This is a genomic window from Arcobacter caeni (genome assembly GCF_003063245.1).
Classification (GTDB): domain Bacteria; phylum Campylobacterota; class Campylobacteria; order Campylobacterales; family Arcobacteraceae; genus Aliarcobacter; species Aliarcobacter caeni.
The window spans coordinates 26,031-40,398 of record NZ_MUXE01000010.1 but is presented as its reverse complement, the minus strand read 5'-3'; the positions used below and the strand labels follow the sequence as shown (position 1 = coordinate 40,398).

General features: G+C 27.6%; 14 protein-coding genes. 12 read left to right on the top strand and 2 right to left on the bottom strand.

Annotated elements, in window-relative coordinates; genetic code table 11:
* Positions 1-64 precede the first annotated feature (64 nt).
* The 12 genes from purD to B0174_RS07715 all read left to right on the top strand — a co-directional run bounded on the left by purD (position 65) and on the right by B0174_RS07715 (position 13,594).
* On the top strand, positions 65-1,330 hold the full coding sequence (gene purD / locus B0174_RS07770) for a phosphoribosylamine--glycine ligase (RefSeq protein WP_108559372.1): 1,266 nt from the start codon (positions 65-67) through the stop codon (positions 1,328-1,330).
* Between the two features lie 6 nt (positions 1,331-1,336).
* Positions 1,337-1,774 carry an RDD family protein gene (locus B0174_RS07765; RefSeq protein ID WP_108559370.1) on the top strand — a complete coding sequence of 146 codons (438 nt, stop codon included), beginning with the start codon at positions 1,337-1,339 and terminating at the stop codon, positions 1,772-1,774.
* On the top strand, positions 1,767-3,887 hold the full coding sequence (locus B0174_RS07760) for an LPS-assembly protein LptD (protein ID WP_108559367.1): 2,121 nt from the start codon (positions 1,767-1,769) through the stop codon (positions 3,885-3,887). Before B0174_RS07765 ends, B0174_RS07760 begins: the two co-directional genes overlap by 8 nt.
* On the top strand, positions 3,887-4,537 hold the full coding sequence (locus B0174_RS07755) for a phosphoribosyltransferase (protein WP_108559365.1): 651 nt from the start codon (positions 3,887-3,889) through the stop codon (positions 4,535-4,537). The genes B0174_RS07760 and B0174_RS07755 overlap by 1 nt, the downstream gene beginning before the upstream one ends.
* 5 nt (positions 4,538-4,542) lie before the next feature.
* The gene (locus B0174_RS07750; protein WP_108559363.1) at positions 4,543-6,717 is read left to right on the top strand and encodes a polyribonucleotide nucleotidyltransferase; all 2,175 of its coding nucleotides are present in this window, start codon (positions 4,543-4,545) and stop codon (positions 6,715-6,717) included.
* Positions 6,718-6,907: 190 nt separating this feature from the next.
* Complete coding sequence (locus B0174_RS07745; protein ID WP_108559361.1) at positions 6,908-7,276, top strand: response regulator; 369 nt, start codon at positions 6,908-6,910, stop codon at positions 7,274-7,276.
* A 14-nt stretch (positions 7,277-7,290) separates the two neighbouring features.
* Positions 7,291-9,381: a chemotaxis protein CheA gene (locus B0174_RS07740; RefSeq protein ID WP_108559359.1), complete on the top strand. Its 2,091-nt coding sequence runs from the start codon at positions 7,291-7,293 to the stop codon at positions 9,379-9,381.
* 3 nt (positions 9,382-9,384) lie between these two features.
* Complete coding sequence (locus B0174_RS07735; RefSeq protein WP_108559357.1) at positions 9,385-10,230, top strand: CheR family methyltransferase; 846 nt, start codon at positions 9,385-9,387, stop codon at positions 10,228-10,230.
* Entirely contained in the window at positions 10,227-10,904 is a 678-nt protein-coding gene (locus B0174_RS07730; RefSeq protein WP_108559355.1) for a chemotaxis protein CheD, read from the top strand. The genes B0174_RS07735 and B0174_RS07730 overlap by 4 nt, the downstream gene beginning before the upstream one ends.
* Positions 10,905-10,929: 25 nt before the next feature.
* Entirely contained in the window at positions 10,930-12,003 is a 1,074-nt protein-coding gene (locus B0174_RS07725; protein ID WP_108559352.1) for a protein-glutamate methylesterase/protein-glutamine glutaminase, read from the top strand.
* Positions 12,004-12,118: 115 nt separating this feature from the next.
* Positions 12,119-13,171 (top strand): tyrosine-type recombinase/integrase, encoded by a 1,053-nt coding sequence (locus B0174_RS07720; RefSeq protein WP_108559350.1) that lies wholly within the window; start codon positions 12,119-12,121, stop codon positions 13,169-13,171.
* A gap of 69 nt (positions 13,172-13,240) precedes the next feature.
* Entirely contained in the window at positions 13,241-13,594 is a 354-nt protein-coding gene (locus tag B0174_RS07715; RefSeq protein WP_108559348.1) for a sirohydrochlorin chelatase, read from the top strand.
* A 14-nt stretch (positions 13,595-13,608) separates the two neighbouring features.
* Here the strand turns inward: B0174_RS07715 and B0174_RS07710 are convergent, their stop codons facing one another.
* Together B0174_RS07710 and B0174_RS07705 are read right to left on the bottom strand one after the other, a co-directional pair.
* Positions 13,609-13,878: a hypothetical protein gene (locus B0174_RS07710; protein ID WP_108559346.1), complete on the bottom strand. Its 270-nt coding sequence runs from the start codon at positions 13,876-13,878 to the stop codon at positions 13,609-13,611.
* A 16-nt stretch (positions 13,879-13,894) separates the two neighbouring features.
* The gene (locus B0174_RS07705; RefSeq protein ID WP_108559344.1) at positions 13,895-14,368 is read right to left on the bottom strand and encodes a hypothetical protein; all 474 of its coding nucleotides are present in this window, start codon (positions 14,366-14,368) and stop codon (positions 13,895-13,897) included.

The window sequence follows — 14,368 nt, the reverse complement described above, 5'->3', positions numbered from 1 at the left end:
TTTTAGGGCCATTTTAATGGTTAACGGCTACTCGGATTTTTTAAATTTTAAACAAGGAATTATCGTGAATATATTGATACTTGGTAATGGTGGTAGAGAATACTCTATTGGATTAGCAATATACAAAGAAAATGCTCATAATCTATTTTTTATGCCAGGAAATGGTGCAACTGACAGATTGGGAACAAATATAAATATTAAAGATTATAATCAATTAGCTCTTTGGGCAAAAGATAATTCTATTGATTTAACAATTGTAGGACCAGAAGCTCCATTAGTAGATGGTGTTGTTGATATATTTAAAGCAAATAGCTTAACTATTTTTGGACCAAGTGCCGCAGCAGCTGCTCTTGAGGGTTCAAAAGTTTATATGAAAAATATATTAAAAAGATATAACATACCAACAGCAGCGTTTATAGAGACTTCAAATGAAAAAGAAGCACATGAATTTATAGATACAATGAATTTACCAATAGTTGTAAAAGCAGATGGTTTATGTGGTGGGAAAGGTGTAATTATTGCCCAATCTAAACAAGAAGCAAAAGAAGCAGCATCTGATATGTTATCAGGTACTTCTTTTGGTGATGCTGGAACTTCAATAGTAGTTGAAGAGTATTTAGATGGTTATGAATTATCAGTTTTTGCTATTTGTGATGGTGAAAATTATAAAGTATTACCAGCTGCTCAAGATCATAAAAGAATAGGTGATGGTGATACTGGACCAAATACTGGTGGAATGGGTGCGTATGCTCCAACACCTTTAGTAAATGATGATATTTATAAAAAAATAGAAGAAAGAGTAATAATTCCAACACTTGAGGGAATGAAAAAAGAGGGTGCTCCTTTTGAGGGTGTTTTATTTATTGGAGTGATGGTTGTAAAAGGTGAACCAATTATTTTAGAATATAATGTAAGATTTGGAGATCCTGAGTGTGAAATTTTAATGCCTTTATTAGAAACTCCTGTTTCTGAACTATTTTATAAGGGTGCAACTAAACAACTTGATAAATTAGATATTAAAATCAAAAATGAGTTTAGTGTTGGTGTTGTGATGGCAAGTGGAAATTATCCTTATGGTTCTAGTACTCCTGCTGAAATTATAGTTGATAAAATAGTGGATGAAGATTTATTAAATAACTCTCATATTTCTTATGCTGGTGTTGAAAAGATTGATGGTAAATTAATGGCAACGGGTGGAAGAGTTTTAGTTTGTGTTGGATTTGGGAAAAGTATAAAAGAAGCAAGAGATAGAGCTTATGCTTTATGTGGACAAGTTCATTTTGCTGGTAAAAAATGTAGATCTGATATTGCATATCAAGCTTTAAAGTAGAAATTAATGCAAAATAACAGCGATAATCTTCAGTTAGCTTCAATGCGTTCACGAGCATTGGCTTATGTAATTGATGATTTTTTAGTAACTATAATTATTATGATGATTTTTTGGGGAGATATTCTTTCTGTAAGTCATGATATGGATGCTTTAATGTATTTATTAAAAGCAGAATTGGCATTTCCGTTGATTATGTTGAAAATTATATATCAAACTTTTTTTGTTTGGTATTATGGAGCAACAATTGGAAAAATAGTTGTAAAAATAAGAGTTATAGATGCAAATGAATGGGGAAGAGTTTCTATGTTTTCATCTTTTTTAAGAGCAGTCGGAAGAATTTTCTCAGAAATGTTTTTTTATATAGGTTTTCTAATAGGATTTTTTAATAATGGAAGAAAAACTTTTCATGATATTACAGGTAGATCGTTGGTTGTAAATGCATAGAAAAATAATATCTTCATTACTTATTACTTCAAGTCTAATTTACGCTCAAGAATTAAAAAACGAAAAATTTCAATTAGTTGCTAAAACTGTTGATGCTATTGAAAATATAATTACTGCAAGTGGTGATGTTGTTATTTATTCACCAACTTATTATTTAAGTGCAAATAAAGTTATTTATAATAAAGAAAATGAAACTTTTGAACTTTTTGATAATGTTTTAGTAATCAAAGATAATAATATTCAAACACAAAGTGATTATGCTTTTGTTGATTTAAAGAAAGATTCTTCTACTCAAAATCCAATGTTTTTACAAGAACAAAGTAGTAAAATTTGGATAAATTCAAAAACTTCAAATAAAGAAAAAGAAGAGATAGATCTTGATAGTTCGATTATTTCGTCATGTGATTGTTTAGACCCTGTTTGGAGTATTAGAGCTTCAAGTGCAAATTATGATACAGAAGCAAAATGGATAAATGCTTATAATACAAGAATTTATGTAAAAGATGTTCCTGTATTTTATAGCCCTTATTTAGGATTTCCAACAGATACGACAAGAAGAACAGGTCTTTTACTTCCTACTATTGGTTATTCAGGTGGAGAAGGATTATTTTATTCTCAACCTATATATTTTGCTCCTGCATATAATTATGATATAGAAGTAATACCTCAAGTTCGAACAAATAGAGGATATGGAGCATATACATATTATAGATATGCTGATTCTCCTAATTCTTTATTAGAGATGAAAGTAGGTACCTTTAGAGAAAATGAAGATTATTTTGTAAAAAATAATTTAGAAAACCAACAGCATTATGGTTTTGATTTAGATTATAAAAGAAGAGATATTTTCTCAGATAACAATTCTCAAGATGGATTATATACTTCACTTACTTATTTTAATGATATAGAATATATTACTATAGAAGATAATGATGAATTGACTTCTACGGATAAAAAAGTAGAATCTAAAATTAATTATTTCTATGATAATTCTGAATATTATAGTGGTGTTTATGGTAGATATTATATTGATGGTTCAAAAAAATCAAATGATGAAACTTTACAAGAATTACCTCAATTACAATTTCACTCTTACAATAAAGAATTATTTATTGATAAATTAATTTATTCATTAGATACAAAAGTTATGAATTATACGAGAAAAGAAGGTCTAACTGCAAATGTATATGAAATAAGTTTACCTTTAAGTTATAGTGAACATTTAATTGATGATTATATATATGCTTTTATAGAAAATAAAACAATTATAGATAAATATGATTATGATAACTTTAATAGTCCAAGATATAAAGATGGAACTTTAGTTCAAAATAGAACTTCAGTAGGAATTGGAAGTGATTTAATTAAGCCTTATGAAAATTATTTACATACACTTAATTTAAAAGCAGAATATATTGTTCCAAAAAACCTTGAAGAAGATGGTGATTTATATAAAATTACTACACAAACAGGTTCTTTAAAAGAGCAAGAACTTAAAGCTTTTCCTATTACACAAGAAGAAAAGAATATCAAATTATCAGCTAATCAATCTTTATATGATAACAATACTTTAAAACAATGGATTAATCATAAAATTTCACAATCAATTTTATATGATTCGCTAAATGAACCAAAATTAGAAGATTTAGAGAATTATATTAGACTTAATCATGATTATGGAAGTATCAGTGGAAAAGTTATTTACAATGTTGAAGACCAAGAAGTTGTTGAAAATAATGCAGATTCAAATTTTATTTATAATGATTTATCTTTAACTCTTGGTTATTACAAAACGAAAAAAACAGAAAATATTTTTAATGATAGAGAAGATTTAGAATCATATAGAGTTGTAACTTCATATAAAATTGCTAAAGATTATAAACTTTCATATTATGAAAATTATAATTTACTTGATAATATTAGAAGTAAACAAGGTATTAGTTTTAATATAAATGACACTTGTTGGAATATGGATATAAGATATGAAAATGAAGTTGTACCTTCTTCTAGACTAAATTATGAAGCAATAGATCAAAAAATTATATTTGTAAATGTTTTATTAAAACCACTAGGTGGAATTAAACAAAAATATAAAATGGAAGACAATAATTAATGAATCCAGATAGAATATATTTTAAAAATAGAGAAGTTGCTGCTTATAGATTATTAGATGTTTTACCAATTGATAGTATGAGATTGGAAGATTGGACTGTAATATCAAGTTCATATGGTGGATTTGAAATAGCAAAAATTATAGCAAATGCACTTAATAGTAAATATGATATGATGTTTTCAGGAAAAATTTATGCTCCAAATAATGAAGATTGTGAAATAGCCGTTGTAACAGAGCATGAAGAGGTTTTAATTCACGAAGAATTAATAAAAGCCTTTGATATTAGTTTGGATTATGTTTATTCAAAATCTAAACAAGTGTATGAAGAATCTATTGTTAAAACTGTAAATAAGTTTAGACATGGAGAAAAGATTCAAGAGTTTGAGAATAAAAATGTATTGATTGTTGATGAGGGAATTAATACAGGTTTAACAATGATGGCTTGTATAAAAACAGCTATTAATTTAAAAGCTAAGTCTATTTCAGTAGCAACTCCAATTTTACCAACAGCTAGTATTCCTACCATAGAATCAATTGCAGATGATTTATATTTTATTAAAAAATTAGATCATTTCGTAGAAATTGATTTTTATTATGATAGTTTAGAAGATGTTAGTTTTGAAGATTTAGAGAAAATAATTAAAGGATAAAAAGTATGTCAACAGTTTGTGAATTTGAATTAAATGGAAAACAAGAGGTTTTTGAATTTGGAAAAGTAGCTAAACAAGCTAATGGTTCAGTGTTAGCAAGAATAGGAAATGCAGTTGTATTAGCTACGGTTGTTAGTGAATTTGATAATCCAGTAAGTGAAGATTTCACTCCATTAACTGTTCAATATATAGAAAAAACTTATGCAGCTGCAAAATTACCAGGTGGTTTTATCAAAAGAGAAGGAAAACCTAGTGATTTTGAAACTTTAACTTCAAGAGTTATTGATAGAAGTTTAAGACCATTATTTCCAAAAGGTTATGTTTATCCTACAACTATTACAGTTATGGTTTTAAGTGCTGATAAAAATGTTGATTTACAAGCTTTGGCTTTAAATGCTGCAAATGCTGCTTTATATACTTCAAATATTCCTATTAAAAAGTCTGTTTGTGGTGTAAGAGTTGGAAGAATTGAAAATAATTATGTTATTAATCCAACACCTGAACAAATGGAAAATTCTACTTTAGATTTATATGTAGCTGGTTCAAAAGATGAATTATTAATGATTGAAATGAAAACTATTTCTTCAAGCCAAATGGTTGAAGTTGATATTGAAGCATTTACTAAAATTCATAATGCAAACGAAATGAATGAAGATACTTTAGTTGAAGCTATTGCTTTTGCTCAAGATGCTTTAAAAGAAGCAAATTTAACTTATGAAAAAGGTTTTGAAACTTCTTGTAAAGAAAAAACAGAAGTTGAATTAATTCAATTTACAATTGAAGAATCAGTTATAAATTATGTAAGAGATACTTTCTCAAACGAAATCAAAGAAGCTATAAAAAAATTAGCAAAAAGTGAAAGAGCAACTCAATTAAAAGATGTTGCAAAAATGATTTCTAAAAATGATTATTGTGCTACAAATGAGTTAACTTTATCTACAATTTATGAAGCAGTTTCAGTTGTAAAAAGAGAAATCGTAAGAAATATGATTGTAAATGATAAAATCAGAGCTGATGGAAGAGGTCTTAAAGATGTGAGACCAATTGATATTGAAATCAATATTTTACCATCTGCACACTCTTCTTGTTTATTTACAAGAGGTGAAACTCAAGCATTAGTTGTGGGAACAATTGCAGGTCCAAAAGATGGACAAATGTACGAGATTTTGGCTGATAAAGGAACTTCTGTAGATAGATTTATGGTTCATTATAATTTTCCAGGTTTCTCAGTTGGTGAAGCAAAACCTATGTTTGGAGTAGGGAGAAGAGAATTAGGTCATGGAAATTTAGGTAAAAAAGCATTAGAGCCTACAATTGATGATGATTATAGTGATACAGTAAGATTAGTTTCTGAAATTCTTGAATCAAATGGTTCTTCATCAATGGCAACTGTTTGTGGTGGTTCTTTAGCACTAAAAGCAGCAGGTGTTCCTATTTCTGATTTAGTAGCAGGTGTTGCTATGGGTATGGTTGTTGAAGGAAATAATTATTCAGTTTTAACTGATATTATGGGATTAGAAGACCATGATGGTGATATGGATTTTAAAGTTGCAGGTACTACAAAAGGAATCACAGCTTTACAAATGGATATTAAATTAGGTGGAATTGAATTATCTGTTTTAAAAGAAGCATTACTTCAAGCAAAAGATGGAAGAATTCATATTTTAGCTTTAATGGAAGAATCAGCACTTGATATTGTTCCAAGTAGTGCATTACCTTTAGTTGAGCAATTTGCAATTGATCCTAGCAAAATAATGGTAATTATTGGAAAAGCAGGGGCAACTATAAAAGAAATTATTGAGAAATTCACAGTTTCAATTGATTTAGACAGAGATAGTGGAACTGTAAAAGTAAGTGGTGGAAATAAACAAAATGTTATAGATGCTTGTGAACATATCAAAACTATTTCAAATAATGCACCAGCAAGAAAAGAGTTTGTTAAAAATATAGATTTCGAAAAATTATATGCTATTGATGAAGTAGTTTTAGGAAAAGTTGAAAGAGTTGTTGATTTTGGTGCATTTATTTTGTTGCCAAAAGGCGGTGAAGGACTTTTACATATTTCTAAAATTTCAAAAGAAAGAGTAACTAATGTATCTGATATATTATCAGTTGGTCAAGAAATTGATGTAAAAGTTTTAAAAGTTACAAAAGACAGAATAGAATTATCTTCAAACTAATACTATAATTTTTTCTAATGTAAAGAAATTTTATCTTTACATTAGAACTTTCCTTAAATAACAAATTAACTACGAATTCCCTATATAATCTATAAACTTACGAACTTTTCATCTACTCTAATCCTAAATTAATATTTTTTTCGTTAGTATAGTAAAAATAATTTTTTTAAGAAAACTAAGGGGTTTTAATATGGCTAAGCTTTTAATAGTAGATGATTCTACAATGCTAAGAGATATGCTAAACTATGCACTAAACGAGGGTGGTTATACTGATGTAACTGAAGCCGTTGATGGTGTTGATGGTTTAGCAAAAGCTAAGGCTGCAGATTTTGATTTAATAATTACTGATGTTAATATGCCAAATATGGATGGATTAACACTAATCGGTGAACTAAGAAAAATATCACAATATTCAAAAAAGCCAATTTTAGTATTAACTACTGAAAGAAGTGATGAAATGAAAGCAAGAGGAAAAGCAGCCGGTGCTACTGGTTGGATTGTAAAACCATTTGTACCAGATCAATTGTTAAAAGCAGTAAATATAGTTTTAAGTAGATAAATTAAGGAGTTTTCATGTCGTTTGATATTTCCAAATATAGAGAAATGTTTCTTGAAGAGGCTGAAGAGCTCTTTGAATCAGCAGATAATGTTTTATTAGTAGCTGAAAATAATGGTTCATTAACAGATGAGGAGATGGGACAACTTTTTAGAGATGTTCATACTCTAAAAGGAAGTGGTGCATCTGTTGAATTGGCATTATTTGCTGAGTTTACCCATGATGTTGAAAATCTAATGGATAAATTAAGAAATCATAAAATTGAGTTTATTCCTGAAATGGCTGAAACACTTATTGATGGACTTGATGTTATGAAAGAGCTTTTAGACCTTGAAGTGGCAAATAAATTAGATAGAGAAACTTTTACAAAAATGACTACTTCATTACTGGAAGAACTTCGAGCTTATTCAAATGGAACTGTAGTTAAAAATGTCGAGACTAAAGTTGAAGTTGTAAAACCAGCTGAAACTCCAAAAATTGAAGTTAAAAAAGAAGCACCAGTAGTTTTAGATAGTGATAATTATGGTTTTTTTGATGATGATTTAAATGAGCAAAGAGATAATAAAAATAAAGCTTATGGAATATTTGCTGATGATGAAATCGATGAAGTTCATAAAAACTATGGCTTTTATGATGATGAATTGGAAACTATTTCTAATAATACAAAGGACAGTGATTTTAAAATTGAAGAAAAAGAAAATTTTGGTTTTTTTGATGAAATGCCAGAAATCAATGCAAATTCAGTAATGGAAAGTAATGATATTAAAGAAGAAAAAGCTATATCTAAAATAGAAGTAGAGGATACTGTTAGTGAAGAAAAAGTAATAGTTAGAAAACCTAGACAAAAAGAAGAAGATGAAGCAGGTGATCCTTCTAAAAAATCTATTCCTAATAATAACAACAGTATTAGAGTAAATCTAGATAAAATTGATTTATTAATGAATAATGTTGGTGATTTAGTAATTACTAATGCCATGTTAACTCAATTTTCATCTACTATTGAAGAAACAAAAACTAGAAATTCAGTACTTGAAAGATTAGAATTATTAGAAAGACATATTAGAGATATGCAAGATTCAATTATGAGTATTAGAATGGTTCCTATGGATTCTATTTATTCTAAATTTCCAAAAGTTGTAAGAGATATATCAAAAAAACTTGGGAAAAAAGTTGAATTTAAACACTATGGAGATAATGTTGAAATTGATAAAGCAATGATTGAAGGATTAACAGATCCATTAATGCATATTATCAGAAATTCACTTGACCATGGAATTGAAACAGCAGCTGAAAGAGAGCTTACAAAAAAACCTGAAGTTGGTTCTATTAGTATCTCAGCTGAACAAGCAAATGGTCAAATGATTATTACAATTGAAGATGATGGAAAAGGTATTAATTTTGAAAAAGTAGCACAAAAAGCTCTTGAACAAGGTCAAATTGATGAAAATCAATATAATACAATGACTGATAATGAAAAAGCTTTATTAATTTTTGGAGCAGGTGTTTCAACAGCAGACCAAATTACTGATATTTCAGGACGAGGTGTTGGAATGGATGTTGTTAAAACTAATATTCATAAATTAGGTGGAGCTATTAAATTAGATACTCATGAAGGAATTGGAACAACTATTACTATCATGCTACCTCTTACTCTTGCTATTTTAGATGGATTAGATATAAAAGTTGGAAATCAAAAATATATTTTACCTTTAAGTTCAATTGTTGAATCATTGCAACCAACTTCTGAAATGATTAAGAAAATTGGAGATGGAACTCAAGATTTATTAATGTTAAGAGAAGAGTTTATTCCGGTTGTTAAATTACATCAATTATTTGGTCTTGAAAAAAGTTTTGCAAAACTTGAAGATGGTATGTTAATTGTTGTAAAATCTGGTAATACAAAAGTTGCATTATCAATAGATGAGTTTTTAAATCAACATCAAGTTGTAGTAAAACCTTTAGATAAAAACTTTAGAAGTGTTCAAGGAATTGGAGCTGCAACAGTAAGAGGTGATGGAAGCATTGGTCTTATTTTGGATGTTGTTGGTATTATTAATGCTCAATTAAAAGTTGAGAGAGATATGAGTATAGCTAAAAAAGCATCTTAACATATGAAATATACGACTCAAGATGTACATAATAAAGTAAAAAAACTTCTTTATTCTCTAACAGGAATTACCCTTTCAGAGAATAAAGATATTATGATTTCAAATAGAATTGATAAACTGAAAAGAAATTGTGGTTTTTCAGGTGATATTATGGAGCTTTTAAACTCTATAGAACAAGGAAATAATGTAACAGAATTTATAAATTCTTTTACAACTAATAAAACGCATTTTTTCAGAGAAGATTTTCATTTTATTGATTTAAAAGATAGAGTTTTACCCATGTTTGCTGCTAGTGGAGAAAAGATAAATATGTATTGTTCAGCTTCTTCAACAGGAGAAGAACCTTATTCTATGGCAATGACTGTATTAAAAGCAAAAGAAGATTTAAATAAAAATATTAATGCTTCTATAATAGCAACTGATATTGATACAAATGTCTTACAATACGGTGCAAATGGTATTTATAGATATTCTAAATCTTCAAAAGAGTTTCCTGAATGGATAAAACCACAAAAATATTTTAAACGAAGAGTTCAAAAGAATCTTGCTGGTGAAGAAGTATTAATAAAAGTTAATGATGATTTGAAAAAGATGATTAATTTTCAAGTTATGAATTTAAATGATAGTTCATATCCATTTTCAAAAAATCAGTTTGATGTGATTTTTTGTAGAAATGTATTAATATATTTTTCAGTTGAAGATCAAAACGAAATTTTAAAAAAATTGTTTAAATATCTTAAAATCGGTGGAACACTTTATCTTGGACATTCAGAAAATCCTCAAGATTTAGTTAATTATGTTAAAAGAGTAGGTCAAAATATTTTTCTAAAAGAAAAGGAAATCATATGATTGTAATAGGTCATAAAGATGGAAGCATAGAAAAAACTTCAGCTGTAAGATTTACTCAAAAAACAAAAGGTTTTCCAACACATACGATAATAGGTGGGGAATTTGCAGTTGGTAATGATGTTGAGCAAATTGCTTTTAAAACATTATTAGGTTCATGTGTAGCTATTATGTTTTATGACAAAGTTACAAAAATAAAAGGAATGAATCATTTTTTATTACCAAAAACAAATAATACAAACGATGATATGAAATATGGATTGTATTCTGTGGAAGCAATGCTTAATGAAATGTATAAATTAGGTTGTAGTAAAGGGAATATGGTAGCTAAAATATCAGGTGGCGCTGATATTATGCAAATAAATTTATCTTCTCAATCTATTGGGTTTAGAAATGTTGAATTTGCTAAGGATTTTTGTAAATCAGAAGGATTTAAATTAATTAGTGAACACACTCGTGGCGAACATGGAAGATTAATTTTATTAGCTAATGAATTTGAAACATTTATTAAAGTTACACAAAAATCTGAAACTGATAGTAAAATTTTAACAGATGAGAAATTTTTACAACAAGAAATTACAAAAGCACCTGTTATCAAAGAATACTCAGGAGCTGTGGAATTATTTGGTATTGATAATAAAGAGGCAGAGCCTCAAATGGAAATTGAACTTTTCTAAAAAATTAAGTAGGGTGGTAAGATAAGTGTATACTGTTTTAGTAATAGATGATTCGCCATCAATGCGAAGAATCATCAAAGATATGATAAATTCTATTGATGAATTTGAAGTTGTTTGCGTGGCAACTGATGCTTATGATGCAAGAGAAAAGATCAAAGAATATGAACCTGACTTAGTTACAATTGATATAAATATGCCAAAAATGGATGGAGTTACTTTTTTAAGAAACTTAATGCGACTTCATCCAATGCCAGCTGTTGTAATTTCAGGTGAGGGTGTTAGAGGAAATGATATTTTTGATGATGGTGCAGTTGGATTCATTCCTAAGCCTGAAAATGGTGAAACAATGCAATCTTTTCAAGAAAGAATAAAAGATACTTTACTTAATTTAACATTTTTATTAAAAAGGTATACTTTAAAAAAACCTCAAGCATCAAGAAAAACTTCAACGCAATCTCTAAATATTGAGTATAAAATACATCCAGATGAAGTTATTCCATTAAAAGCAGCAACATTTCCTGGAATGAAATTAATTGCAATTGGTTCATCAACTGGTGGTGTTGAGTCACTTTTGCGAGTTTTTAAAAGATTACCAGGAAACTTACCTCCAATTTTAATCACGCAACATATTCCTTATGGGTTTTCAAGTTCTTTTGCTCAAAGATTAAATGATCATTCGGAAGTTGAAGTTTGTGAAGCAAAAGATGGAATGATTTTAGAAAAAGGTCATGGATATTTAGCTCCTGGAAATATGCATTTAACTATCGAAAAATTTGGAAATGAGTACAAAACAAAACTTTTAGATACAAAAAAAGTAAGTCAACATAAACCAAGTGTTGATGTTTTATTCAGATCTGTTAATAATACTGTTGGAAGTGCTGCAATGGCTGTGATGATGACAGGTATGGGAGATGATGGGACAATTGCCATGAAAGAACTTTTTGATAATGGCGCATATACTGTTGCTCAAAATGAAGAAAGCTGCGTTGTTTTTGGTATGCCTATGAAAGCTATACAAGCAGGAGCTGTAAAAGATATAATTCATTTAGATGAAATAGCTGATTATATCATTGAATTTTCAAAAGGGAAAAAGAGATAATGTTATATTCTCTTTTTTTATAATACTTAGTATTGAAAACTATAATTTTCAAACTAATATAAATATATCTTTTGCTATAATCTACTTTGTAATAAGTTCTTAAATAGGAATAAATATGAGATATGAATTGGATTTTAATAATACCTTTGAGAAAACCCTTCTTTTTTGGATTGAAAGATTTATAAGAAATAAATTAACAACTCTTTCAAATAGACAAGTTAATGATAAACAAAAACTAGCTGCAATAATTCAATCATTAGTAAAAGGAACAAAATCTATTGATGAATTAAGTATTATCGTAAAAGAGGCTAGAAATATAGGTTTAGCTGGAGTTAATACATATTTTAATCCCCTATTTAAGCTATACAATTTTACTTTAAATTTGGGATTAGCTTCTATGAAAGAAATAGATGAAGAGTTATTGAGTGATTTTTTAGCCAGTGAAACAAGTGCTTTGTCTGATGCTTCAAAAAAGAATCATAGAATTGCATTATTAGCCCTATTTTCTTATATAGATAAACAAAATGAAAATGAAGATGGAACTTCTTATTTATTTAAAATAGAGCTAAAAAATTGGGGTGGATTAAGTGGTAAAAGTGGTACAAAACTCCCCTCTTTTATGAATAAAGTTGAAATTGATAAATTTTTAAATGCTATTGATACTTTTGAATTTACTGAAAATATTGCATATAGAAATAGACTTATTTTAAAAATCATTATTTATACAGGTATTAGGGTTAGTGAAATACTAAATCTTAAAATAAAAGATATGTTTAAAGAAGAAAATGTTTATTTATTACAAATAAAAGGAAAAGGAAATAAACCAAGAGTTGTGATGATTAAAAGCTCTATTATTGAAAATGATTTGCAACATTGGTTAGATATGAGAGTTTGTAATAGTGATTTATTAGTTTGTAATCAAAAAGGTGAGAGATTAACTCAAGCTTATGTTAGCAGAATTGTTGAAAATATTTTAATAAGTGCTGGTATTAGAAAAGAAAAAAATGGAGCACATATGTTAAGACATAGTTTTGCAACTTTACTTTATGCAAAACATCATGATTTGATTTTAGTTCAAGAAGCGCTAGGACATGCAGATATTAATACTTCAAGAATTTATACGCACTTTGATAAAGATAGATTATATAAAACAACTGAAATTTTTTAATTATTATGAAAAAGTAAAAGTAAAATAAAAAAGAAAAATTGTAAAATAAAATAAAAAGGATTTTAATAAGTGGAAGCTTTAGTTATTATAGCTCATGGGAGCAAAGTTAAAAGTTCAAATGATGAAATTGTTGATATTGTTTCAAAAATAAAGAGTAACATAACTACTGAATTATTAGTTTCTCATGCATTTTTAGAGCTTTGTGAACCATCAATTTCTGTGGCAATAAACGAAGCAATTAAACAGAATTGCAAAAAAATAAAAATATTTCCATACTTTTTAGCTGCTGGAAAACATGTTCAAGAAGATATTCCTTCTGAAATTCAAAGATTTAAAGATTTATATCCTGAAATAGATTTTATTCTTTTACCACACATTGGAAAATGTAATGGTATTGAAAATTTGATAATATCAAATTTATAATTTTTATAAAATTGCTACCAAAAAGATTCTGTACTCTCTTTGGTAGTAGAATTTAATTCTAAATATATATTTTTAGTATAATCTATGTATAAGTTATAATCCCCTATAGAAATAGACTCTTCAATATCTCTTTTATTAAAATATAATTCATCATCACTTCTAAAACTTGATAAATAATATTCAACTAAAGAAGGTGCCATATTATCTATGGCACTATGTAATAATTCGAAGTTTTTAACTCCAAAGGTATTAAATAAAGAGTCTTTATCTACTTGTGTAATCATAAATACTATTTATCTTTTAGTGATTAAAACCATTTAATAAAGAAGCCATTCTATTTAAATCAATTTTATTACTATTGCTCTCTTCTTTAGGTTCTTCTTTTTTCAAATTATCTAACAAACTATTTGGACTTGTTGAATTACTTGTATTATTACTAAAAATATCATCTTTTTTCTCTTCTATTTTTGAAGTTTCAGGAGTAACTGAAGTCGAAGAATTTACACTTGGAGTAGTTGAAGATTTTTTATTTAAAATACTTTCAATTTTACCTAACATTGTGCTTATATTTGATTTATCTTTTTGAGTATGATCTTTTAACTCATCAACATTTTTTTCTAAATCTTCTTTTGTTGATTCTAATTCAAGCACTTCATCTTCTAATTCATTAATTCTATTTTTTAAACTTGTATTATCACCTTGAAGTTCTTCATATGCCTTAATTAATGTACTTAAAGCTTCATTTAGTTTTAAAATTGTTTCTGCGTTTGTCAT

What these genes read in the sequence shown, in the direction of transcription:
- B0174_RS07740 (WP_108559359.1), top strand. Translation starts at nt 7,291, where the DNA reads ATGTCGTTTGATATTTCCAAATATAGAGAAATGTTTCTTGAAGAGGCT.
- B0174_RS07760 (WP_108559367.1), top strand. Translation starts at nt 1,767, where the DNA reads ATGCATAGAAAAATAATATCTTCATTACTTATTACTTCAAGTCTAATT.
- B0174_RS07730 (WP_108559355.1), top strand. Translation starts at nt 10,227, where the DNA reads ATGATTGTAATAGGTCATAAAGATGGAAGCATAGAAAAAACTTCAGCT.
- B0174_RS07710 (WP_108559346.1), bottom strand. Translation starts at nt 13,878, where the DNA reads ATGATTACACAAGTAGATAAAGACTCTTTATTTAATACCTTTGGAGTT.
- B0174_RS07720 (WP_108559350.1), top strand. Translation starts at nt 12,119, where the DNA reads ATGAGATATGAATTGGATTTTAATAATACCTTTGAGAAAACCCTTCTT.
- B0174_RS07745 (WP_108559361.1), top strand. Translation starts at nt 6,908, where the DNA reads ATGGCTAAGCTTTTAATAGTAGATGATTCTACAATGCTAAGAGATATG.
- B0174_RS07755 (WP_108559365.1), top strand. Translation starts at nt 3,887, where the DNA reads ATGAATCCAGATAGAATATATTTTAAAAATAGAGAAGTTGCTGCTTAT.
- B0174_RS07750 (WP_108559363.1), top strand. Translation starts at nt 4,543, where the DNA reads ATGTCAACAGTTTGTGAATTTGAATTAAATGGAAAACAAGAGGTTTTT.
- B0174_RS07705 (WP_108559344.1), bottom strand. Translation starts at nt 14,368, where the DNA reads ATGACAAACGCAGAAACAATTTTAAAACTAAATGAAGCTTTAAGTACA.
- B0174_RS07765 (WP_108559370.1), top strand. Translation starts at nt 1,337, where the DNA reads ATGCAAAATAACAGCGATAATCTTCAGTTAGCTTCAATGCGTTCACGA.
- B0174_RS07735 (WP_108559357.1), top strand. Translation starts at nt 9,385, where the DNA reads ATGAAATATACGACTCAAGATGTACATAATAAAGTAAAAAAACTTCTT.